The following is a 23,826-nucleotide window of genomic DNA, read 5'->3' on the forward strand; positions in this document are numbered from 1 at the left end:
CACCCATAAGATTTCAAGATTTGAAGATTTGTTGTTAGGACCGAGTTCGGCCCAAGCAATGACCAGAAAGGAAACAACCATGGATATCGTTACCCTCGCTGAGGTTGCTGGCAATCTGAATGTCGTCGGCTACGGCCTCGCCGCCATCGGCCCTGGCATCGGTCTGGGCATCCTGATCGGCAAGACGATTGAAGGCACGGCTCGCCAGCCTGAGCTCGGCGGCCGTCTGCAGACCCTCATGTTCCTTGGTCTGGCGTTCGTCGAGGTGTTGGCCCTCCTCGGCTTCGTCGCTGCGTTCATCTTCTCGTGACGGTCGCTGCAATTTCCAGCAGACCGAACGCAGATGTTCCAAGAACATGAAAGGAGGAGGACGTTATGGTGACTCTTGCAGAGAGTGGCGTGGACCTGTTTATTCCGAAGGTCTATGACATCGTCTGGTCGTTGATCATCCTGATCATCGTCGCCTTGTTCTTCTACAAGTTCTTCCTGCCGAAGTTCCAGGCCGTGTTCGATGAGCGTGCCGAAAAGATCAAAGGCGGCATGGCCAAGGCCGAGCAGGCCCAGCGCGATGCTGACGAGATGAAGAAAGAGTTTGAAGCCAAGCTGGCCGAAGCTCGCATCGACGCATCCAAGAAGCGTGACAACGCTGACGCTGAAGCCGCTCGCATCATTGCCGAAGCGCGTACTCGTGCAGCCACCGAGGCCGCACAGATTACCGAGAACGCCAATCGTTCAATTGAAGCGATGAAGCAAAAGGCCCTTGTTGAGGTCAAGGCGCAAATCAACCAGGACGCTGTGCGTCTGGCCGCAGGCATTCTGCAGCGCGATTTGACCGATGCGGCAGTCCAGCAGGACATGATTGACAAGCAGATCGACGGCATTGCTACCGCTGGTCAAGGCAAATGAGGCCGATGGCGACAATCCCGGCACTAACGGGAGCCAAGGCCCGAACAGCCCTACAAGAAGGGAGGTGAACGATGCGAGGAGAAGCTTCACGCCTTGCAGACCGCAGTTCGCGTGACCTCATGGCGTCCAAACTGAAAGCCATGGGCGGCGATGCGGGCCAACTTGCCGATCAGATGTTTGTGGTCTGCGGCATCTTGGATGCCAATCCGCGTCTGCAGCGAGCCATGACCGATCCCGGTCGTCCCACCGAAGACAAGCAAAGTCTTGTTCGCAAGCTGTTGGGTGACAATGCGCTGCCGATTACCGTGGCCATCATGGATGACCTCGTGTCGCGCGCTTGGAGCCGTGCTTACGACATTGACAATGCCGTGGAGGACTTCGGTGTGGATGCCATCATGTATGAGGCCGATTCCGAAGGCAAGACGCTGCAAGTCTCGATTGAGCTCGCACAACTGCAGTCCGCACTGCTCAACCTTCCTGTGGTGCGGTCGCGACTGTCTGAAACCAATGGTGTGGCACCGCAGGCCCGTGTGGAACTGTTGCATAAGCTCATTGGCGATGCGCAGTTTGATCCGATCACGATGAAGCTTGCCGACCACATTGCGCTCAATCCGCGCAAACGCCGCTATGTGGAAACGCTGCAATGGCTGATTTCCAAGTTCTCTCGTCACATGGGTGAGTCGATGGTCACTGTGACCACGGCCACCGCGATGAGCGATGCGCAGATCCAGCGTCTGATTGCCGTCTACAGCAAGCAGCTTGGACACCCGGTGCACATCCATTGTGTGGTGGACCCGTCCGTGCTTGGCGGCATGCGCGTGCAAGTCGGCGACTCGGTCACTGACCGCACCGTTGTGGCACAGCTCGAGAACTTGAAACGCATGGCGAACATGGCTCCTAGCTTCTGATGGCATACCCGCGTGAGCCGCAACCCCCAAAGCCCGCCCACGCCGGATGCACGCGATAAGCGATAACGCAATATCAGAAGCGCTCAAGGAACCGCACTGAATTTTGAACCAACAATAAGGAGTGATCATGGCAGATTTGACCATTGATCCCGCCACCATACGCGAGGCGCTCAATGAGTTTGTGGACTCATACAAGCCGTCCGACACGCCGACCGCTGAAGTCGGCCATGTCGCCACGGCCGGCGACGGCATCGCGCATGTGACGGGACTGCCTGGTTGCATGGCCAATGAGCTGCTGACCTTTGAGGACGGCACGCTTGGCCTGGCATTCAACCTGGATGCCCGTGAGATCGGCGTGGTGATCCTCGGCGATTTTGCCGGCATTGAGGAAGGCCAGGAGGTCCGTCGTACGGGCGAGGTGCTTTCCGTGCCGGTCGGCGACGGATTCCTCGGCCGCGTGGTGGACCCGCTGGGCAACCCCATTGACGGACTCGGCGAAATCAAGAGTGAAGGACGCCGTATCCTCGAAGCGCAGGCCCCCGACGTGATGCATCGTCATCCCGTTGATGAACCGTTGTCGACTGGCCTCAAAGCTATCGACGCCATGACGCCTATCGGCCGCGGCCAGCGTCAGCTCATCATCGGCGACCGCCAGACCGGCAAGACGGCCATCGCGATCGACACGATCATCAACCAGAAGAAGAACTGGGAATCGGGCGACCCGAAGAAGCAGGTGCGCTGCATCTATGTGGCCATCGGCCAGAAGGGTTCGACAATCGCTTCCGTGCGCCAGAGCCTTGAAGAGGCCGGTGCCATGGAATACACGACAATCGTGGCATCCCCGGCATCGGATTCCGCAGGCTTCAAGTACATCGCCCCATACACGGGTTCGGCAATCGGCCAGCATTGGATGTACAACGGCAAGGACGTGCTCATCGTGTTTGATGATTTGTCCAAGCAGGCCGAAGCCTACCGTTCAATCTCGCTGCTGCTGCGTCGTCCGCCGGGGCGTGAAGCGTACCCTGGCGACGTGTTCTATCTGCATTCGCGTCTGCTTGAACGCTGCGCCCGCGTATCCGACGACCTGGGTGGCGGTTCGATGACGGGTCTGCCGATTGTGGAGACGAAGGCCAACGACGTGTCCGCCTACATCCCGACCAACGTGATCTCGATTACCGATGGCCAGATCTTCTTGCAGTCCGATTTGTTCAACGCCGGCCAGCGTCCTGCAGTGGACGTGGGCATTTCGGTGTCGCGAGTCGGTGGCGCCGCCCAGACCAAGGCGTTGAAGAAGGTTTCGGGCACGCTCAAGATTTCGCTGGCACGCTACCGTTCGTTGGAATCGTTCGCCATGTTCGCCTCGGATTTGGATGCGGCATCGAAGAACCAGCTCAACCGCGGCTCGCATTTGACCGAGCTGCTGCGCCAGCCGCAGTTCTCGCCGTATTCGAACGAGCAGGAAGTCGTGTCCATCTGGGCCGGCACGCATGGCAAGTTCGACGATCTGCCGCTTTCCGAAGTGCTGCCGTTTGAGCATGGTCTGCTCGACTATGTGGCCAACGAGACGAAGGTCATGGATACGATCCGTGACACCGGCGAGTTCTCCGCAGCCACTGAGGCTGAGCTGGAGAAGGCTGTTGAAGCGTTCCGTGACTCCTATGTGACGAAGGCCGGCCAGCCGCTGATCACGCGCAAGCCTGCGGCTCCGGCCGTCACGCCCGTGGACCAGGAACAAATCGTGGCCAAGAACGCCAAGGCCTCGAAGAAGACCCAAGAAAAGAAGTGACCTATGGGATCGCAACTCGCATTGAAGAGCAGGATCGCCTCCACAGGTTCGTTGGAGAAGATCTTCAACGCCCAGGAGATGATCGCGGCTTCGCACATCGCTCAGGCACGTGAAGTGGCACTGAACGCGAAGCCCTACACTGATGCGATTTTCGATGCCGTCCAGACGCTCGTGGCGCACACGCATATCACGCATCCGATCGCCAAGTCCAACGAAGACAACCCGCAGGTTGCAGTGTTGTCCTTGACGGCGGATCGCGGTATGGCGGGTGCGTACACGTCGTCGATCCTGCGTGAGACCGAGGACCTACTCAACCGTCTCGAAGCGAAGGGCAAGAAGCCGCAGTTGTATGTGTACGGCCGCCGTGGTGTGACGTATTACAAATACCGCAACTACGACCTTGCCCAGACTTGGGAAGGCGATACCGAGAAGCCGGGCGTCGAGGTCGCGGATGCCATCTCGCGTGCGCTCATGGATGCCTACATGAAGCCCGAGGAGGAAGGCGGCGTCTCCGAGCTGTACATCGTGTACACCGAGTTCATCAACATGGTGGTGCAGAAGGTGCGCGTGCTGCGCATGCTGCCCGTGGAAATCGTGCAGATGGAACACGAGGAGGCCGGCCCCACGACGAGCGAGCAGGCGGAATCGGCCATGCCGCTCTACGCGTTCGAGCCGAGCCTCGAAGAGGTGCTCGATGTGGTCATGCCGAAGTATGTGCGTTCACGTATCCACGAATGCCTGCTGGAAGCGGCCGCGTCGGAAGTGGCTTGCCGTCAGAACGCCATGCACACTGCCACGGAGAACGCACGTAACCTGATTGAGGACCTGACCCGTAAGCTCAACGCTTCGCGCCAGGCGTCCATCACCCAGGAACTTACCGAAATCATCGGCAGTGCCGATGCACTGAGCAACAAGGAAGAGTAGGACGCAATGGCTGAACAAGTAACCAAAGCCCCGGCGCAAGCCCAGCAGTCCGCGGAACCTGTGGTGGGTCGCGTCACGCGTATCCAGGGCTCCGTTATCGACGTGGAGTTCCCCGTCGGCCACATGCCGGATATCTACAACGCATTGACCGTGGAACTTGACGCCACGGGCGCGCATGAAGAAGGCGAAACCACCAACACTGTCATCACGTTGGAAGTGGAACAGCACTTGGGTGATTCCACGGCCCGTACTGTGGCACTGAAGGCCACTGACGGCCTCGTGCGTGGCGCTGTGGTGCACGACACGGGCGGCCCGATCGAGGTGCCGGTTGGCGATGTGACGAAGGGACATGTGTTCGACGTGGCCGGTCACATCCTCAACAAGAAGCCCGGCGAGCACATCGAGATCACCGAGCGTTGGCCAATCCACCGCAACCCTCCGGCATTCGACCAGCTCGAATCGAAGACGCAGATGTTCGAAACGGGCATCAAGGTCATCGATTTGCTGACACCGTATGTGCAGGGCGGCAAGATCGGTCTGTTCGGTGGCGCTGGCGTCGGCAAGACCGTGCTGATTCAGGAGATGATCCAGCGCGTGGCCCAGAACCACGGCGGCGTCTCCGTGTTCGCCGGCGTTGGCGAGCGCACGCGTGAGGGCAACGACCTGATTGGCGAAATGGAAGAAGCCGGCGTGCTGGAGAAGACGGCACTCGTCTTCGGCCAGATGGATGAGCAGCCTGGTACGCGTCTGCGTGTGCCGTTGACGGCTCTGACGATGGCTGAGTACTTCCGTGACGTTGAGAACCAGGACGTGCTGTTGTTCATCGACAACATCTTCCGCTTCACGCAGGCAGGTTCCGAGGTGTCCACATTGCTGGGCCGTATGCCTTCCGCTGTGGGTTACCAGCCGAACTTGGCTGACGAGATGGGTGCTTTGCAGGAGCGCATCACGTCGACGCGTGGCCACTCGATCACGTCACTGCAGGCTATTTATGTGCCTGCTGATGATTACACCGATCCGGCCCCGGCCACGACGTTCGCCCATTTGGACGCTACGACCGAGCTGTCGCGTGACATCGCGTCGAAGGGTATTTACCCGGCTGTCGATCCGTTGAGCTCCACGTCGCGAATCCTTGACCCGCGTTACGTGGGTCAGGCTCATTACGAGTGCGCCAACCGTGTCAAGGCGATTCTGCAGCGCAACAAGGAGCTGCAAGACATCATCGCCCTGATTGGTATTGACGAGCTCGGTGAGGAAGACAAGACGACCGTGAACCGCGCGCGTAAGATCGAGCAGTTCCTCGGTCAGAACTTCTACGTCGCCCAGAAGTTCACGGGCGTTGAGGGTTCGTACGTGCCGGCTGAGGAGACGATCGAGGCGTTCACTCGCATTTGCGACGGCTACTACGACAACGTGCCGGAACAGGCGTTCTCGGGTATCGGCGGTATCGACGATCTCGAACGCAAGTGGCACGACATGCAGAAGGAACTGGGTGAGTGATGGCTGACGCGACGATGCATGTAAACATCGTCGCCTCGGACCACCCGGTCTGGAGCGGCGATGCCAAGTCCGTGACGATTCCTGCGTATTCAGGCGGCATGGGCATCCTGCCGGGCCACGAGCCCGTCCTGACCGTGATTCGTGAAGGTGATTTGGTGGTCGTGGACCCCTCGGGTGCCCGGCACTCGTTCGAGGTCACTGACGGCTTCATCTCGTTCGACTCGAACAAACTCACGGTTGTCATTGAGAGCGCCCGCAGCATCTCGAATCAGAAGCTTGATGAATCGGGCATCGGATAATCAACGTCAGTGCGTTGACCGTTCACTTTCAGCAGGGGCATGCGTCAGGCATGTCCCTGCTGTTGTATGAGCGCTGTTCATGCAAAGCGTACCGGTTTTGGCTGCTCGTGCGTTTCTTGCGCTGTCAGGTGCGCCGGGTTGGTGTTCGCGTTTTTCATACTCTGCGCTAGGGTGGGGCGCATGCGAATCATCGTTGCGGACTGCAGTGCCGAATACACGGGCCGTCTTCAGGCCTCCCTGCCGCTGGCTAAGCGTGTCATTCTCGTCAAGGCCGACAACTCCCTGCTTATTTTCTCCGAGTTGGGTTCCTACAAGCCGCTCAATTGGTTGGCGGCTCCCTGCACCGTGCGCGACATCACGCCCGATCGGGCCGACGACGACCCCGATACTCCCGCTCCCGAGAAGATCATTCGGGCTTCTTCTGATAAGACTTCTGACGTACTCGAGGTGACGTTCCAACACATCTATGCCGATGACACGTTCGAACTGGGCGAAGATCCGGGGCTCGTCAAGGATGGCGTGGAAGACCATTTGCAGCGGTATTTGGCCGAACAGATTGAACGCATTGGTGAAGGCGCGCGCTTGGTTCGCCGCGAATATCCGACGGCGATCGGTCCTGTGGACATCATGGCTGTGGACGCTGAAGGCACGCATGTGGCCATTGAAATCAAGCGTCATGGTGGCATTGATGGTGTGGAACAGTTGACGCGCTATTGCGAACTGTTGAACCGTGATCCGCTGTTGGCTCCTGTGCGTGGCATCTTTGCCGCACAGACCATCAGTCCTCAAGCGCGTGTGCTGGCGCAGGACCGCGGGTTTGAATGCTTGTTGCTTGATTATGACGAAATGCGCGGCGTCGAGGACGATTCGCTCAAGCTGTTCTGATTCGACTGTCGAGTCAAATCAGCGCTTGAGTCATCCTCAACGCCGCGCAACAGTGATGTAGCTGCTGCGGCCCTATGCGGTTGGCGCAATCAGGGCCGGCAGATGTTGTTCACTCAGAACTTGGCCAGAATGTCGACGACGAACACGAGTGTGCTGTTTGCCGGGATTGATCCTGCCGCTTGATCGCCATAGCCCAGATCGGGCGGGATGACGAGCAGCACTTCAGAGCCGACCGTGTGGCCTTGCAGGCCCTGCTGCCAACCCTTGATCACGCCGCCCGAGCTTGAACTGAACAACGGTGCCGTAAACGTAGAGCCGCTGTCCCAGTTCGAATCGAATTGCGTGCCATCGAGCAGCCAGCCTGTGTACTTGACTACGGCGTAGTCGCCTTCTTCGCACTTGGGGCCAGTGCCTTCAATCAACGTCTGAGAGACGAGCTTGTCGGAACCCTTGTAGCCATGCATGTCGATGGATGGCTTGCCATCAGCCGCATTCGTCACGGTTGGCAAGTCGGCAGGAATGTCAGCGACCTTCTTGCCTTCGGCCTTCGTCAAATCCTTGGACTGCGAAATTACCGTCACCACCCACAGGTAAGAGGCACCCGTCGAGCCAGTGCTGGATGCACTCGACTGGTCGTTCGAGCCGAATGCCACAGTGCCATTGATCTTCATGCTCTTGAAGATGTTGTATTTTTCTTCCCCCATGAAACTCTTGGTGACTACAGCTGAGCAATCAGGCTTGTTGGTGGCCCAAGTGTCCGATATCTCAGTGCCGTCTTTGGTATTGATGGTAATGCCCTGCATGCAGATGCGGTCGCCATCCTTGATGGCTTCGCCATTGCCTTCTTGCAGGATGACATACGAGTTGTCTTCCACATTCAGTGGCGTCTTGAACGAGATCGTCGGCTTCTTGCCTGGCTCTCCCGTGGCCGTGACACCGGCGATTTGCTTGGCGGTGACGCCGGGAATGGCTGAATTGGGTTGGGAAGCGTTATCAGAAGAACCGCAGGCAGACATGGACACACAGGCGATAAGCGCTGTGGCGGCTGCTGCGATGCGCATGCCCAGAGTGTTGCGGCGACGTGTTGGTTGTGTATGCATACCTTTCAGATTAACCTGCCAGCTTGATTTATGGCGGAGAAAACGTGGAGGTTTGTGAGGGGACTGTAGAATATTGACAATATGAGTGAAACATCGGAAAAAACCAAGACTGCACAGCGGCCACACGAGCCCACGCGCCATGCCAAAATCATGCGCGGCATCGTCACACCGATTTTCGGTCTGTTGGCCGTATGCTTCATAGTGTTCGGTGTGCTCAACGCCACGATCTGGAAACCATCGCGGCATATCGAAGCCTCCGCGCATGTTCAGAAAACGCAATACATCATGGTCGATTCAGGCGTATTGGGATCTGTTGACAAAGATGTGACAGTATCCGTGCTGCCTTCAAACACGCAAGCGGACGTCTGCATGGCCGTCGGCACGCAAAAGGACGCGGCGGGATGGGTTGAAGGCCACCCGTATGTGCGTGTGACGGGTCTGGATTCTTGGACGCAACTGTCGACCGTTGACCAACAGGCCCATGGCACAGCAAGCCCGAGTGGCAATGACGTGGAGTTCGGCGACTCCGACATGTGGCGTGAACATGTGTGTACAGTCGGCCAAGCCCGTCTGTCGCTCAAAGATATGGTCAATACGCCACTCGTGGCGCTGATCGATCTTGGTGCCACGGATCCTGCTTCCACTGTCACAATGGAATGGGACCGCCAGCAGGTGCCTGATTTTGCGATGCCGTTCTATTTCGCTGCAGGATTATGTGCGATTCTGGCTGTGCTGTGTGCGTCGGTGTTTGCCCTGGAGCCTGCACGCCGTCGCAAGGCAATGGGGCTGGACGGCATGGATGACGACGCTTCCACGTTCCAGAAAATTCGTCATGTGGTGCATGGCGATGACGATGAAGTCAGCGTTGGCGAAGCTGTGGCCGGTACCTTCAAGACGGTGGGACGCAGCTTGAAGCGCAAGCCGCGTGACCCTGCGAAGGGCCACCGTCGTCATGCCAAAGCTGAGAAGCCGTCGTCGCCGGCGATTGTCGATCCGAGCAATCGCAACATGGTCGCTGATGCGGCTGCCGCTGCCACGGTGGGCGCCACGTCCGTCGTGAATGCGATGGATGGCGCCGAAGTGCCTGAGGAAGAAACGGCTGTGATTTCTCCCGATGAGCTGCAAGCCTATTTTGCGCGTCTCGCACGCGAGGAGCATGTGGAGCTTCCTGAGGCGCCAACAGGCGAACTGGCACCCGTGAGTGTCAATGAGCCTCACGATGAGCTCGATCAATACGATCAGCATGACGCTGCATCTGGAGTTCAGGATGCTGCGGATGATGCCAATACGGAAAGTGATGGCGTCGAAGACGGCAATGCTGAAGATAACAGCGTCGCTGAAGGCAACAGCACTGAAGCCGACAATGATGCTGATGACACTGCTGACAATGACAATGCTGACGGTGACAACACTGCAGATGACAACACTGCAGATGACAGCACTGCAGCCGACAGCGTCGAAGATGATAGCGCAGCAGACGGTACCACGGCAGAGCTCAGCGCTGATGGCGACAATGGCGCTGCTGATGACAATGTTGGTGACGACAATGCTGACATTGCACAAGCCGATGAGCACGATCAGCAAGAGCCTGACGAGGATGCTTCCACTGAGGAAGGCACTCAGCAGGACGAGAGTGATGGGCCTACAGAGGCTGAGCAGGCTACGTCGCAAGACGAGAAATCAACATCAGAACATGACGAAGAGCAAGCCGAACGCGAGGAAGAGGACGAACGATGAACGGCGCGATGAAACGCACGATGACACGTTTGGCGGCTGTCGGGGCCGTGCTGGCCATGGGAATCTCGCTCGCGGCCTGCGAGGGTGAGCTGCCCAAGACCACGCAGGCGAGTACCGACACGCAAGCCATCCCGGACTTGACAGTCGAGCAGGAAGATGCCATGCGCACGAAGTTGATGACGGTCATTGAACGCATCAACGACTCGAAAAACCTCGTGAACCTTGCCCAGGCCATGACGGGACCCGAACTGCAAATTCGCACGAGCGAAATCGAGATTGCGGAAAAAACGAACAATCTCGATCCCAAAACGAAGATTCCTACCGACATCACACAAACTGTGATCCCTACGGACAATGGTTGGCCGCGGTCGGTGTTCACGATCACGAAGACGACGGACGACCAGCAATCGAAGCGTCTTCTCGTGTTCACGCAAGACAGTGCGCGTACGAACTATAAGCTCTGGGGTGTGGCGCGCCTGTTCCAAGGCGTCAAACTGCCGAAGTTCGCGATTCCGACCATTGGCGCGCAGAATGGCACGCAAGATGACAGCGGCCTGCTGATGACGCCGAAAGAAGCTGTGCAACGCTATGCTGACGTGCTGCAAAACGGCGACAAGAGCGCATATGCCGGCGAGTTCGCCGACGATTATTTCCGCCAGGAACTCGGCCAGCTGCAGCAGACTGTGCAGCAGGGCATGGAACGTAACAAAGGTACGCAAAACCAAACGTTCACACCCGTGGACGGCGAGCTGCGCGTCATGCGGTCGGCGGATGGCGGCGACCTCGTCGTTGCGCAAATCAACTCGGAGTGGACGCGACAGGCGGGCGAGGGACGTGAGTCCCAGCCTGCATCCGAATCGGAGAAGGCGCTGTTCGGCGACGGCAAGCCGACGAGCACGATGAAAGTCACGTACGTCAATGTGGTGGCGCTCTACATTCCGCCAAAGTCAAGCGCTGAGGGCGCCGAGCGTGTCGTGACGGCGATGGGTGCCGAACGTCAGCCAATCAAGGTGGAAGCGCTGTAACAGTTCGCTAGGAGAGCCCGTGAATTGGGTGCTCCGGAAATTGAGCGCGGCGAGAATTGATTATGGCGGGAATTGTGCGCGTTTGAACGTAGTTGAATACGTTGGAAACCAGGCTGTGGAAAGCCAGTGTGAAAGAAGGTAAGTCATGGCAGCGAATGAACCCATTCGTCCAGGTATCAATTTGGCCGGAGCGGTGGATCTGGAAGCGATCAAGCATCGCGTGGCGGCTGAGCCGGGGGAGGCTGGCGGCGCGCCGTCGGCAGGCGGTTACGTGATTGACGTGGACACGAACACGATGCAGTCGATGGTCACGAACAGCGCATCGTGGCCGATTGTCGTGTTCTTCTGGATTCCCACTGACGACCGTCTGTTCCCGATGGCCAAGGCGCTGTCTGACGCTGTGGACGCGTTGCACGGCCAAGTGCAGCTTGCGCGCATCGATATTGCCACAAGTCCGGAGATTGGACAGGCGTTCCAAATTCAGGGAGCACCCGCGCTGTTCGCGCTGATTGGCGGCCGTCCGATGCCGATCATTGAAGGCCTGCCGAGCCCTAAGGAGCTGCAGCAGATCACAGGACAGGTCATCCCACAGCTGATCGATGTGGCGCGCCAAGCCGGCGTCAATGGCACAGCACCGTACATGGAGTCCGGCGCTACTGGGATAGCGCAAGATGCTGCAGCTGGCGAACCTGCCGTGCCAGCCGCCCATGCTGAAGCCCACCGTTTGGCCCAGGAAGGCGATTATGCAGGCGCTGTGGCCGCCTATGAGAAGGTGCTTGAGGCTGATCCAGCCGATGCGCTGGCCAAGCGTGAGCTGGCCAAAGCGCGCTTGTTGCAGCGTTCAGCACAGGCCGATGTGCGCGAGGTACGCAAGGCCGCAGCCGACAACCCGGATGATGTGGCCGCACAACTTGCCGTCGCCGACGTGGACATGATTGGCGGACAAATCCAGGACGCATTTGACCGTCTGCTGGACTTCGTCGCCACACACAAGGCCGATATCGAACCCGTGCGTGAGCGTCTGGTCGAGTATTTCTCGATTCCCGAGCCCACCGATGAACGCCTGGGTCGTGCGCGTCGCCGCCTCGCGGTGCTGATGTACTGATCGGACTGATCGGACTGAACGGGTCTGAGTGGGCTGAATGAGTCTGAGTGAGCTGAGCTGGCAGTGTGCCCGCATATCAGGTGCTGCGCAATAATTCCGCCGGATTGATGCGTGTCGCCTGTATAGCGGGCACACAGCCGCCCACGGCGCCAACCATTGCGCCTACCACGGGCACAAGCATCACAGTCCACGGCAACATGAATGGCCAGCCCAAGAGCATCGCGAGCACTGCTGCAATCAGTGCGCCCACAGCCATGCCAGCTAGACCGCCAACAATGCCCAACAGCATCGCTTCCAGCGGGAATTGCATCGCAATATGCCAAGCGGGCATGCCCAAGCCAAGGCTGATACCGATCTCGCGCCTGCACATCTTCGTCTTCATTCCCATACCCCCTGAAATTTGTTTAGATTACACAAAGAAATCCATGCTTCGCATTCTTAATGGAAAGAATATGGATAATTGAAGTTATTGGTGAAGGGTTATGGGATTTAATGTTTCCAATAGGGAACGCGGGAATGCAAATGTCGCGACAATGTCTGTTTCGGAGTTTTTCTACTTGCTTCTACTCATCTTCGAAGCGGTTGCGGCCGAACATTTGTTGAAATTGGGGGCCTTCGGTGGCCAGTTCGTGTTCGAACTCAGCGGACCAAGTGGCAAATGGTTGCCAGGAGAGGTCGTCGTTGCTGAATCGGCGTTGGTCGGTGATTTCAGTGATGCAGAATCGTGGAATGACGAGATTGGTTACTGGTGTGCTGCGCTCAGCTTCGGCAATGATCAGCGGGGCATTGGTGCCTCCGAACACATCAAGATGCCAGCCGTCTTCGCCAACCCATACGGTGATGCGGTTTTTGATGAGCACATCGCCGCCGCGCAAAATCAATTCCACGCCATAGCGTGCGTCAATCTGCTGTTCGGCTTCATAACGTGTGCCGCCCACGGACGGTCCCTTTACTGTCACGGTGGCACTGCGGAACGCGTCACGGTATTCGCGTAGCACTGCACGCGCATCCAAATCAGGCGTCATGGCCAGGTTGAGCGAGTTGGATTTGACGCGCACACGCAATGCATAGTTATCGGAATGCACATAATAGCTTTGCACAATCAATGTGGGCTGCCCATCGCTGCATATGGCATCGGGCAGTTCACGACAGAAGAAACGCCGCTCATATTCAAATCCCCCACCTGGAATGGTGGTGGCGCTCAATTCCGTGCTCAAATCATCAACCATATGGCCAGTCTAGTGCGTGGACGCTCATTGAGGGATTTCAACGATATATTTCGGATTAAGTCATCCTTGCGTGTACAGTAGTGCCACGATGGGCCCGTAGCTCAGTGGATAGAGCGTTCGCCTCCGGAGCGAAAGGTCAAGGGTTCGAATCCCTCCGGGCCCACTTTTGTTCTTGACTTTTTGGCCTTATTGGCTCCACTTTCTTGATTCCACCACTGCTTTCCTGTGCTTTCTTGAACTTTGCAATTTGCTTCATTGGCCTGCGCCTTGACCATCTATGGAATAGTCGGTTGAACGGCAATATTCGGTGGCTACAATGCCAATCGCAATGCCTATTGGACAGTAATGACGGAGCAACCCCTTTACATGAGGTTGGCTGCCAGCCGTTGCGGATCAATTGTTCTAGGAGGAACCATGAACGGTAATCTTCGTGCCATCGCCACCACCCAGGCTCCGGCTGCGCTTGGCGCCTATAGCCAAGCTGTGGAAGCCAACGGCTTCATTTTTGTGTCGGGCCAGCTCGGCATCGACCCAACCACAGGCGAGCTGGACGGCCGTACGGCGGGGGAGCAGGCTGCACGTGCGCTGAACAACATCGCGAGCATCCTTGGCGCCGCCGGTTGTGATTTGGAAAACGTGTGCCGCGCCACGATTTATCTGAACAATGTTGAAGACTTCAAAGAGGTGGATGCCGTGTATGCCAAGGCGTTCACGGGCACGGTCAAGCCGGCCCGCGTGGCCTTCGGCAACAACATGATCCCCAAGGGTGCGCTCGTGGAAATCGACGTGATCGCCGTCACACCACAGAAGTAATCGATTATTGATGCAACACAAGAGCTCCCGCATCACGGTATTGAGGTGCAGGAGCTCTTGCGTAGCTATGCATAGCCATGAACTGGCTGAACTGTACATATCCATAACAACATTTCAGAACGGTTGTTGTCTCGGCGTTTTTTGCCATGTTCGCGGATCATTTCGCCATCGCGTTGCCGCGCATCGAGGCAAGGTCAAAGCACAATCAGGGCAAGGCGGAGACGGTACTCGGCTGTTCTGTCTGCTTGGGCGGTAGACTTGATGGAATGAGTCCTGAAGAGCTGTCGCAATTGATGTATGACACGGCTAAGGCCCTTGTTCCTGCCGATGTTGAACTACCCCCTGTTGAAAAATTCTCCGTTATGCGCCCCAAGGATCGTGCCCATGGTGATTGGGCGTCGAACGCCGCCATGCAACTGGCCAAAAAGGCCGGCATGAAGCCGCGTGACCTGGCCGAACAATTCGTGGAGAAACTACAGGATGTGCCCGGTATCGCCTCGGTGGAAGTCGCCGGCCCTGGCTTCATCAACATCACACTAGATTCAGCTTCGGCTGCAGCCGTGGTTGACCAAGTGCTGGCACAAGGCTCCGCATTCGGCAAGAACACGCATCTGGGCGGCAAAACACTGAACCTCGAATTCGTGTCCGCAAACCCCACCGGCCCCATCCACATTGGTGGCACACGTTGGGCAGCTGTCGGCGATTCCATGGCCCGCGTGCTCGAAGCCAACGGCGCCAAAGTCATCCGCGAATACTATTTCAACGACCACGGTGAGCAAATCAACCGCTTCGCCAAGTCGCTCGTAGCCGCCGCACACGAAGAAACCACACCCGTGGACGGCTACAAAGGTGCCTACATCGACGAAATTGCACGTCGCGTAATCGCCGAAGCCAACGCCGACGGCGTCGATATCCTGAACCTGCCGCGTGTAGACGGCGGCACCGATGAGCACGGCGAGCCGCTGGGCGAAGGTGATTCCGAGCAGCGTGAAGAGTTCCGCAAGCGTGCCGTGCCGATGATGTTCGATGAAATCCAACAGTCCATGAAGAACTTCCGCGTGAACTTCGACGTATGGTTCCACGAGAACAGCCTCTACGAAGACGGCGAAGTCGACAAAGCCATCGCCGATTTGCGCGCTCGCGGCGACATCTTTGAAAAAGACGGCGCCACCTGGTTCGCATCGACCAAGCATGGTGACGACAAGGACCGCGTGATCATCAAGTCGGACGGCAACTACGCCTACTTCGCAGCCGACGTGGCTTACTACCGCAACAAGCGCCACCGTGAGGAAGGCTCGGCCGACGTGGCCATCTACATGCTAGGCGCCGACCACCACGGTTACATCGGCCGCATGATGGCCATGTGCGCAGCCTACGGTGACGAACCGGGCCAACACATGCAAATCCTGATTGGCCAGCTCGTCAACGTGATGAAAGACGGCAAGCCCGTGCGCATGTCGAAGCGCGCCGGCAACATCGTCACGATCGACGACCTCGTGGACGCGATCGGCGTGGACGCCTCGCGCTATTCACTGGCCCGCACCGACTACAACTCGCCAGTCGACATTGACCTTGACCTGTTGGCCAGCCATTCCAACGAAAACCCCGTGTACTACGTGCAGTACGCGCATGCGCGCTCGTGCAACGTGGACCGCAATGCGGCTGAGGCCGGCATCACGACCGACGGCGCCGACCTCGCGTTGCTTGACACCGAAGCCGACGGTGAAGTGATCGCCGCGCTCGCCCAATGGCCGGGTGTACTCGCTGAAGCCGGTGACAAGCGTGCCCCGCATCGCGTGGCCCATTATCTTGAAGACCTCGCGGCCGCATACCACAAGTGGTACAACGTGGAACGCGTGGTGCCGATGGGATTAACCGATCCCGAACAGCACCTGGACACTCAGGCCGCTGAAGCTCTGCGCATCGCCAAGAATCCCGAGCCGGCCCGCGCCGCAGCGCGACTCAAGCTCAACGACGCCGTGCAGCAAGTGATCGTCAACGGTCTTGATCTGCTTGGCGTGTCCGCTCCGGACAAGATGTGAGCATTTCGCGCAACATACGAACTATTCGGGCCGCCCACGAGGCGGCCCGTGTACGCTCAGGGACATTGGCCGCAATTGGCGCACCGTCCCGCACGCAAGGGACGATTCGCACGCCGCGCGCCGCTTGCAGCACTGTTCACCAGCACAAGGAGCATCCATGGCATTGACCCCTATCTGGCCTTCGGCCACCGAACGCACCGCTGACGGCCAAGTGGCCTTCCATGGCATTACGGCGACCCAGCTGCTTGACGAGTTTGGTTCCCCGCTGTATGTGATCGACACCGATGAGGTACGCGATCGCGCCCGCGCGTTCGTTGAGGCCGCCGCCAACGCCTTCCACAACACGACGACGCATGTGAGCTTTGCTGGCAAAGCGTTCCTGTGCAAGGAAATTGTGCGCATCGTGGTGCAGCAGGGCATGTTTGTGGACACCTGCTCGCTTGGGGAAATGACGATTGCGTTGGCTGCGGGCGTGCCAGGCCGCCGTCTCGTGCTGCACGGCAACAACAAGTCCGATGCTGAGATTGAGCTGGCCATCCGCGAAGGGTTTAACAAAATCGTCATCGACGAGCCCAATGAGGCGGCCCGCATCGCCGCCATCGCCCAGCGGCTCGGCAAGCGCGCCCGCGTGATGCTGCGCGTCACCTCGGGCATCCACGCGGGCGGCCACGAGTTCGTCAGCACGGCGCATGAAGACCAGAAGTTCGGCGTGGCATTGCTGCCCGTCAACGCCGACCTGCAGGTGGTGGATTCGGTAGTGGAGCGCATCGGCGGCCACATGGGCGATTCTCCCGAGTTGCTTGAGGCGCTCAACATCATCGCCCAAGGTCCTGCGATTGCCGCGCTGCAGGGCATCGCTGAGCATGCCGACTGGCTGGAGCTCGTGGGTGTACATTCACATATTGGATCGAACATCCACGATGCGGAAGCGTTCATCCAGGCCGCTCGTCGCATGATGCTGCTGCGTAAGACGTTCCATGCTGTGGCTGGTTATTTGATGCCCGAAGTTGATTTGGGCGGCGGTTATTCGGTCGCTTATACGGACGGTGAGGACCTGATGGACGTGGACCGCGAGTTGTCGCGTCTCGCCGCGTCCGTGTCGGCCGTCAATCGCGCGCTTGGCATGCCGGCTCCCACGATTTCGTTCGAGCCGGGCCGCTGGATTGTGGCTCCTGCGGGCGTCACGCTCTACCGCGTGGGCACGGTCAAGACCGTCGAGCTTTCGGTCGACCCTGCCGAACGCACGTATGTGTCGGTGGACGGCGGCATGAGCGACAACATCCGTCCGGCCCTGTATGGCGCCGACTATACGGCCGTGCTCGCCAACCGCGAGTCGACCGCCGCGCCGCGCTTGAGCCGCGTGGTCGGCATCCATTGCGAGTCGGGCGACATTGTGGTTAACAACGTGTTCCTGCCCGACGACATCACGCGCGGTGACGTGCTCGCCGTGCCCGTCACAGGTGCGTACGGCCGCACGATGGCCAGCAACTACAACCAGCAGCTGATTCCCGCCGTGGTGGGGGTGTCGAGTGAAGGTGCGCATGTGATGATGCGTCGCCAGACACTCGAGGACTTGCTGGACCTTGATGTTTCTTGAGGTTCGTGGTAATTCGCTTGATTACGCGCCGCGTCCCGCCACTGTGGTGGGGTGCGGCGCGTTTGGTTGGCGGGAATACATATTTTTTATTTCTGCACCCGCTTCCTATGGCGAGCAAACCCACAATTCTTGACAGGCGGGAAACCCACCCCCTCATTTACCGATAACCCCGTAGAATGGGCGCGAGTCAAAGCCTTGAGGAAAGGAATGAACCCAGTGTCCAGCACGAACGCAACCCAGACTGCAGCGAACGAGACGACGCCGATCCGCGTTGGTCTGCTCGGAGCCGGAACCGTTGGCTCCCAGACGGCGCGTCTGCTTGTTGAGCAGAAAGACGATCTGGCCCAGCGCATCGGACGACCGATTGAACTGAGCGGCGTGGCCTGTCTTGATCCCGAAGAAGTGGATTTTCCTTGGATTGACAAGGCGCTGCTGACGAGCGACACGGCCAGCGTGGTTGACGGAGCCGACATTGTGGTCGAGCTGATCGGCGGCACGGGCGTGGCACGCACTTTCGTGCGTCAAGCCTTGGAAAACGGTTCGTCGGTCGTCACGGCGAACAAGGCGCTGCTGGCCAAGTACGGCCCGGAACTCTACGCGTTGGCCGAAGAGAACGATGCCGATATCTATTTTGAAGCGGCTGTGGGCGGCGCGATTCCGATTGTGCGCCCGCTGCGTGAGTCGCTCGTTGGCGACCAGGTCAAGAGCATGCTCGGCATCGTCAACGGCACGACGAACTACATTCTGGACGAAATGACCACGAAGGGTCTCGAGTTCGACGACGTGCTCAAAAAAGCGCAGGAACTTGGATACGCCGAAGCCGACCCGACAGGCGATGTTGAAGGCTACGATGCGGCCAACAAGGCGGCCATCATGGCCACACTTGGATTCCATACGAACATCACGATTGATGACGTGAGTGTGGAAGGCATCACGAAGATCACGGCCGACGACATTGCGGCTGCGACCGCTGAAGGACACGTCGTCAAGCTGTTGGCCGTCGTCGAGAATTCTCAAGCCGGCGTGTCGGCGCGCGTGTATCCGGCGCTGATCAAGCAGGATCACCCGCTGGCGAGCGTGCACGGCTCGTTCAACGCCGTGTTCCTCAAGGCCGAGTACGCCGACGACCTGATGTTCTACGGCCGCGGTGCGGGCGGCGCTCCTACGGCTTCGGCAGTGGTTGGCGACATCGTGACGGTGGCTCGCCATATCGCAGCCGGCACGACGGGACCGTCGATTCCGATGTACAATGATCTGCCCAAGGCGCCGCTGTCGGCGTCGAAGGCCGCGTTCGCCGTGAACTTCCGTATTCACGATACGCCGGGCACGTTGGCCCAGGTGGCGCAGAAGTTCGCCGATCATGGCGTGTCAATCAACGGTGTGAACCAGGATCTCAAGCCTACCGACAAGCAGCCGGGATATGACGGCGAAATCCAGCAGTTCCGCATCGTGACGCATCCGACTGACGAGCTCACGCTGCGCGAGACAATCGCTGACGTGTGCACACTGGATTGCGTGGACGGCGAGCCGAGCGTGCTGCGCGTGCTGGACTGAGTGCTGGAATGAGTACTGGACTGAGTACCGGACGGGTTGGATGATGGTGCAGAGTGAGACAACGCAGGAGAGTGCGGCGGCTGTGACGGACGTGGCGGCTGTGAAGGACGTGGCCGGCGCGGTGAGCGCGACGAAAGAACCGGTGTGCGAGCATGTGCATGTGCGCGTGCCGGCGACGAGCGCGAATCTCGGATCGGGATTCGATACGTTGGGATTGGGCCTCGAGTACTTCGATGATCTCGATTTCACGTTGACCGGCGCGGATGTGCAGGTGGACATCGAGGGTGAAGGCGCGCAGACGTTGCCGCGAGATGCCTCGCATCTGGTCGTGAAGTCGTTTCTGACGGCTTGCGAACGATTGGGACTCGGCCGGCCTGGCGTGCGCTTGCAGTGCGTCAACCGCATTCCGCAGGCACGTGGCATGGGATCGTCGGCTGAAGCCATTGCGGCTGGTGTGAGCGCGGCCGCTGCGTTTGCCGGCAAGCGCACGGAGCAGGGTGATCTCGATCGCGATTGGGTGTTCGCTGTGGCGGCTGAGCTCGAAGGTCACCCCGATAATGTGGCACCGGCCGTGTATGGCTCGATGACAGCGTCCTGGAGTGTGGATGCCGCTGGTTTCCGCACAATCAGCTATCCTGTGGCGCCCACGATGCTCGCGTGCGTGTTCATTCCGAACTTCGAACTGTCGACGAGTGCGGCGCGGCAGGTGTTGCCCACTGAAGTGCCGTTCAGCGACGCGATTGCGAATGTTTCGCATGTGGCGTTGATGCCTGCGGCCATGGCCGGTGGGGCACAGGCGAACAAACTGCTGTTCGATGCCACGCAAGACGCGCTGCATCAGCCGTATCGTTTGACGCTGATGGAACCGTCGGCGGCATTGATTGCCACGATGCGTCAAGTCGGCTACGCGGCCTGCGTGTCGGGCGCTGGCCCGTGCGTGCTGGTGCTGCATGATTGCGCGGGTTCCAGCATGGACGACGTGTCCCAAGCCATTGATGCCGCTGCCCGCGAGCATCTGGACTCGGGTATATGGCGAGTCCTACATTTGCCTATCAACACCACCGGCGTGCACGTGGACTGAGTGGCTGGCGCGATGCCCCTTCTCACGGCTGCTGCTACCGTGTTCGAGTAGCAGGGGCTATGAGAAGGGGTATTGTTCTATGAGGCATGCGAAAATAGCCGGTTCATCCCAGAGGAATAATGAAGGCCGGGCAGATGCTGCTACAGCGGGCAGTATTACGGCACAAAAGATGGCTCGCGTGAACACTGTTTAGGAAACGCAGCGCAAGCATGCCATATTGTGCGCTGTAATGTTTGTGATGTGGGGAGTAGTGCATGGGTTGTTGCCTAACGGCAATTGGTTCGAATTCCCTGCGGATCAATATGGGGAACTGATATTCCTGTTTATCCTAATTTCCTTTTATTGCATGTGTGGTAATCGACCATGTTCGCAGCTGGGTATTCAAATACACGATCAACCGGTATCCCGCGAAGTGGTTTAACACGTTGTATGACCGTGTTGTCGCTTGGGTGCTGCAGTCGTGCGTGTATGCGGCGTTTACCAAAAGGATGGAGTCGTTGCAGGAGCACGAGGCTCGGCAGGACTTGCCGAAGGCCTGATGGTACTGGCGTCCAGTCATCCATTAGCCATCGCCAACTTGGCCATGGTGTGTTGCAGCTCAGCGCGATAGTGGTGCGTAGGGTTGCGCAGGTAGAGTGGGGGAGTATGACGATTCCTGTGATTTTGGCTTCGCAGTCTCCTGCTCGCCGCAATGTGTTGTTTGACGCGGGTATTTGCCCGACAATCCGTGTATCCCATGTGGATGAGGACGCAGTAGTGGAGCGGGCCGCCGCCAAAGATAACATTACGGTTGACGAGATGGGCATTGACCGCCGCGTGATGCTGCTGGCTCAAGCCAAAGCGCAGGTCGTGTATGAATCGTATGTGCAGACCGCCAAAACGGCACAGCAGGCACGTGGGCAGGCCGTAGTGGGCCGCCCGCTGGACGCCGTACATAGCAATGCGCAGCCGGAAACGTTGGATAATCGCGACACCAAGGCGCATGCTCAAGAGCAGCAGGCCTTCCCGAGTTTGGAAGTCGAACCAGTGTCTGCCGAGGCCGGCCAACACCGTGATGCTGTTTCCGCGGCCATGACGCGTGATTTTTCGGGCATCCAGATTCCAGTCACCAGTTCGGATCTGGCTCAGCAGGAGCATGACCGCCAAGGATTGGGCAAAGTCCAGCATGGACCATTGATTCTGGGCTGTGATTCGATGTTCCTGCTCGATGGCAAGGCATATGGCAAGCCGCATGATGCCAAGACAGCCAAAGAGCGCATCATGGCCATGAGTGGTAAAACGGGTGAACTCTGGACTGGCCACTGCCTGATTGACTTTGCCACGGGCCGCGTCGCCAAGGGCGCCAGTAAAGCGCTCGTGCATTTCGCGAAGTTCAGTGAGCATGACGCGGACGCCTACATTGCCACAGGTGAACCATTGGAGGTTGCTGGTTCCTTTACGCTCGACGGTTTTGGCGGCGCATTCATTGAATCGATTGAAGGCGCCCCTTCAGGCATTATCGGCGTCAGCTTGCCATTGGTGCGCACCTTGACGCAGGAACTCGGCATTGACTGGACCGATTTGTGGAATGTGGGGCAGATGGATCGCACACGCATGGAGCAAGGTGAAATCAAAGCTGAGCCCGAGCATGCCAAGTCACCTGTTGAATACGTGCATCAACCAGGGGACGGCTGGATTGACTGCGCATGCGGCCGTCGCCATTGGGGACTCAACGGCGCCGCAGGCGTGCTGTTGGCACGCCGCAACGAGCAAGGCGAAGCCACAGACATTGTGATGCAGCACCGTTCGGCATGGAGTGCCGAAGGCGGCACTTGGGGTATTCCGGGCGGCGCGATAGCCGACGGTGAAGATCCGATTGAAGGCGCATTGCGCGAAGCTTACGAAGAAGCCGCCATCAATCCACAAGACATTGAAGTGCTCGGTACCTATGCGGAAGACCATGGCAGCTGGGCATACACCACGGTATTCGCGTTTGAAAAGCCCGGCCACCATGTTGAGCCCCATGCTAATGACAATGAGAGCACCGAGATGCAGTGGGTGCCGATTGACCAGGTGGCCGACCGCAAGCTGTTGACGGCGTTCAAGACTGATTGGCCGGCATTCAAGCAGCGTTTGCAACAGTTGGCTGCCGAGGTGGCATAAATGGCGCGTCAAACACGCAGGCCTTCGATGTTTGACGTGGCCAAACTTGCCGGCGTCAGCCATCAGACGGTTTCGCGTGTGATCAACCATTCCTCCGACGTGTCGCCTGATACGCGCCGTCGCGTGCAGCAGGCCATTGATACGCTTGGATACCGGCCCAGCAATTCCGCACGCGCGTTGGCCTCGCACCGCTCACGCACGATTGGATTGATCGCCGGAGGCCACCGGTTTTATGGTCCGGTGACAGCGATCGCCGCGATCGAGGCGATTGCACGCACGCACGGCTTGTATATGGACGTGATGCTGATGCATGACGTGCGCTGTTCGCAACAGGAATTCAACGCATTATGCGCTAAATTCCAGGAACAGAACGCTGATGCCGTCATCTTGCTGACGCCAACAGATGCGATGTTTGAGGCCGCGTTTCGCGCGCCAATCACCCAACCACGTGTGGTCATCACATCTTCACATGGCGCCATGAGCATCCCTGAAGCCATGCGCTTGCTCTCACGTGACGTGCGCTCGCGCACCTCTTGCGTGGGTATTGACCAATATGGCGCAATGACTGAACTGCATCAGCAGGTTTTGGATTATGGCCACCGCAATGTGCTCTATTTTGCAGGTCCGCGTGAATGGCGCGACGCCTACACGCGCTTGCTTGCCTGGAACAAGGCATGCGCAAGCTCGCCGATGAGTTCGGTTACGGTGCAATGTGCAACATGGGATGCGGGTGAAGCTTACCAGCGCATGAACCATGTGCTCGAAAACATTGGCCGCATTGGAGCCAAGCCTCCCACCTGTGTGGTATGCGCGAATGACGCGATGGCCGTTGGCGTGCTGCGCGCGCTGCATGAGCATGGCGTGCGCGTGCCGCAAGAGGTCAGCGTGGTGGGCTTCGACGACATGCCGGCCATGGATAATCTGACGCCGCCTCTGACCACGGTACGGCCGAACTTTGATGAACTGGGCGCCCAAGCCATGCGTGAGGTGCTGTTTTTGCTGGGAGAAGGCCCGGAGGCTGCGTTCTCGATTTCCACGCATGGCATTGGCCTTGTGCCAGCCCGCGTCATGCGTCGCCAAAGCCTTGCGCGCGCCGCCTCGCGCTTGTGAACAGTAATCATCTATTCCGTTCACTCGTCTGACTGGATCATCAGACGCCCTCGCTCTTTCGCTCGCTCGGTACGCGTACCCCC

21 protein-coding genes and 1 tRNA gene are annotated in these 23,826 nt (G+C 58.6%); 19 read left to right on the top strand and 3 right to left on the bottom strand.

Annotation, left to right across the window (positions count from 1 at the left end; all coding sequences use genetic code 11):
* Nucleotides 1-79 precede the first annotated feature (79 nt).
* From atpE to nucS, 8 genes are all read left to right on the top strand, one after another.
* Nucleotides 80-310, top strand: coding sequence for an ATP synthase F0 subunit C (atpE, locus tag BGLCM_RS03225; protein ID WP_044084745.1), 231 nt, complete (start codon nt 80-82; stop codon nt 308-310).
* Nucleotides 311-378: 68 nt separating this feature from the next.
* Nucleotides 379-906, top strand: coding sequence for a F0F1 ATP synthase subunit B (locus BGLCM_RS03230; protein WP_044084839.1), 528 nt, complete (start codon nt 379-381; stop codon nt 904-906).
* Between the two features lie 71 nt (nt 907-977).
* The gene (locus BGLCM_RS03235) at nt 978-1,814 is read left to right on the top strand and encodes a F0F1 ATP synthase subunit delta (protein WP_044084746.1); all 837 of its coding nucleotides are present in this window, start codon (nt 978-980) and stop codon (nt 1,812-1,814) included.
* A 127-nt stretch (nt 1,815-1,941) separates the two neighbouring features.
* Entirely contained in the window at nt 1,942-3,600 is a 1,659-nt protein-coding gene (atpA, locus tag BGLCM_RS03240) for a F0F1 ATP synthase subunit alpha (protein WP_006295778.1), read from the top strand.
* Between the two features lie 3 nt (nt 3,601-3,603).
* Nucleotides 3,604-4,524 (top strand): F0F1 ATP synthase subunit gamma, encoded by a 921-nt coding sequence (locus BGLCM_RS03245; RefSeq protein ID WP_006295777.1) that lies wholly within the window; start codon nt 3,604-3,606, stop codon nt 4,522-4,524.
* Nucleotides 4,525-4,530: 6 nt separating this feature from the next.
* The gene (atpD, locus tag BGLCM_RS03250; protein ID WP_006295776.1) at nt 4,531-6,024 is read left to right on the top strand and encodes a F0F1 ATP synthase subunit beta; all 1,494 of its coding nucleotides are present in this window, start codon (nt 4,531-4,533) and stop codon (nt 6,022-6,024) included.
* On the top strand, nt 6,024-6,323 hold the full coding sequence (locus BGLCM_RS03255) for a F0F1 ATP synthase subunit epsilon (RefSeq protein WP_006295775.1): 300 nt from the start codon (nt 6,024-6,026) through the stop codon (nt 6,321-6,323). The genes atpD and BGLCM_RS03255 overlap by 1 nt, the downstream gene beginning before the upstream one ends.
* A gap of 180 nt (nt 6,324-6,503) precedes the next feature.
* Nucleotides 6,504-7,208: an endonuclease NucS gene (nucS, locus tag BGLCM_RS03260; protein WP_044084747.1), complete on the top strand. Its 705-nt coding sequence runs from the start codon at nt 6,504-6,506 to the stop codon at nt 7,206-7,208.
* Nucleotides 7,209-7,321: 113 nt separating this feature from the next.
* Here the strand turns inward: nucS and BGLCM_RS03265 are convergent, their stop codons facing one another.
* Nucleotides 7,322-8,308, bottom strand: a complete 987-nt coding sequence (locus tag BGLCM_RS03265) for an FKBP-type peptidyl-prolyl cis-trans isomerase (RefSeq protein WP_187367846.1) — start codon at nt 8,306-8,308, stop codon at nt 7,322-7,324.
* An 81-nt stretch (nt 8,309-8,389) separates the two neighbouring features.
* Here BGLCM_RS03265 and BGLCM_RS08550 point away from each other — a divergent pair, with 81 nt between their 5' ends.
* From BGLCM_RS08550 to BGLCM_RS03280, 3 genes are all read left to right on the top strand, one after another.
* Nucleotides 8,390-10,045, top strand: coding sequence for a hypothetical protein (locus BGLCM_RS08550; RefSeq protein ID WP_006295771.1), 1,656 nt, complete (start codon nt 8,390-8,392; stop codon nt 10,043-10,045).
* A complete protein-coding gene (locus BGLCM_RS03275) occupies nt 10,042-11,070 on the top strand; it encodes a DUF8094 domain-containing protein (protein WP_006295770.1) in 1,029 nt (342 codons plus the stop codon). Before BGLCM_RS08550 ends, BGLCM_RS03275 begins: the two co-directional genes overlap by 4 nt.
* A gap of 145 nt (nt 11,071-11,215) precedes the next feature.
* Nucleotides 11,216-12,175: a tetratricopeptide repeat protein gene (locus tag BGLCM_RS03280; protein ID WP_006295769.1), complete on the top strand. Its 960-nt coding sequence runs from the start codon at nt 11,216-11,218 to the stop codon at nt 12,173-12,175.
* Nucleotides 12,176-12,251: 76 nt separating this feature from the next.
* On the opposite strand, the gene BGLCM_RS03285 is transcribed toward BGLCM_RS03280, so the two are convergent.
* Nucleotides 12,252-12,545, bottom strand: a complete 294-nt coding sequence (locus BGLCM_RS03285) for an ABC transporter permease (RefSeq protein WP_044084750.1) — start codon at nt 12,543-12,545, stop codon at nt 12,252-12,254.
* 193 nt (nt 12,546-12,738) lie between these two features.
* Nucleotides 12,739-13,404, bottom strand: coding sequence for a CYTH domain-containing protein (locus BGLCM_RS03290; RefSeq protein ID WP_006295767.1), 666 nt, complete (start codon nt 13,402-13,404; stop codon nt 12,739-12,741).
* Nucleotides 13,405-13,494: 90 nt separating this feature from the next.
* On the opposite strand from BGLCM_RS03290, the gene BGLCM_RS03295 reads away from it, so the two are divergent.
* From BGLCM_RS03295 to BGLCM_RS03335, 8 genes are all read left to right on the top strand, one after another.
* Nucleotides 13,495-13,567: transfer RNA gene (locus BGLCM_RS03295), tRNA-Arg, on the top strand.
* 251 nt (nt 13,568-13,818) lie between these two features.
* On the top strand, nt 13,819-14,217 hold the full coding sequence (locus BGLCM_RS03300) for a Rid family detoxifying hydrolase (RefSeq protein ID WP_044084751.1): 399 nt from the start codon (nt 13,819-13,821) through the stop codon (nt 14,215-14,217).
* 266 nt (nt 14,218-14,483) lie between these two features.
* Nucleotides 14,484-16,259 carry an arginine--tRNA ligase gene (gene argS, locus BGLCM_RS03305; protein WP_044084754.1) on the top strand — a complete coding sequence of 592 codons (1,776 nt, stop codon included), beginning with the start codon at nt 14,484-14,486 and terminating at the stop codon, nt 16,257-16,259.
* Nucleotides 16,260-16,416: 157 nt separating this feature from the next.
* Complete coding sequence (locus BGLCM_RS03310; RefSeq protein ID WP_006295764.1) at nt 16,417-17,856, top strand: diaminopimelate decarboxylase family protein; 1,440 nt, start codon at nt 16,417-16,419, stop codon at nt 17,854-17,856.
* A gap of 207 nt (nt 17,857-18,063) precedes the next feature.
* Nucleotides 18,064-19,410, top strand: a complete 1,347-nt coding sequence (locus BGLCM_RS03315; protein ID WP_006295761.1) for a homoserine dehydrogenase — start codon at nt 18,064-18,066, stop codon at nt 19,408-19,410.
* Between the two features lie 40 nt (nt 19,411-19,450).
* Nucleotides 19,451-20,491 (top strand): homoserine kinase, encoded by a 1,041-nt coding sequence (thrB, locus tag BGLCM_RS03320; RefSeq protein WP_148401486.1) that lies wholly within the window; start codon nt 19,451-19,453, stop codon nt 20,489-20,491.
* A 645-nt stretch (nt 20,492-21,136) separates the two neighbouring features.
* Nucleotides 21,137-22,633, top strand: a complete 1,497-nt coding sequence (locus BGLCM_RS03330; RefSeq protein WP_044084756.1) for a Maf family protein — start codon at nt 21,137-21,139, stop codon at nt 22,631-22,633.
* Nucleotides 22,634-22,660: 27 nt separating this feature from the next.
* A complete protein-coding gene (locus tag BGLCM_RS03335) occupies nt 22,661-23,743 on the top strand; it encodes a LacI family DNA-binding transcriptional regulator (protein ID WP_006295757.1) in 1,083 nt (360 codons plus the stop codon).
* The last annotated feature ends 83 nt before the right edge of the window (nt 23,744-23,826 follow it).

The organism is Bifidobacterium gallicum DSM 20093 = LMG 11596 (assembly GCF_000741205.1).
Taxonomy (GTDB): Bacteria; Actinomycetota; Actinomycetes; order Actinomycetales; family Bifidobacteriaceae; genus Bifidobacterium; species Bifidobacterium gallicum.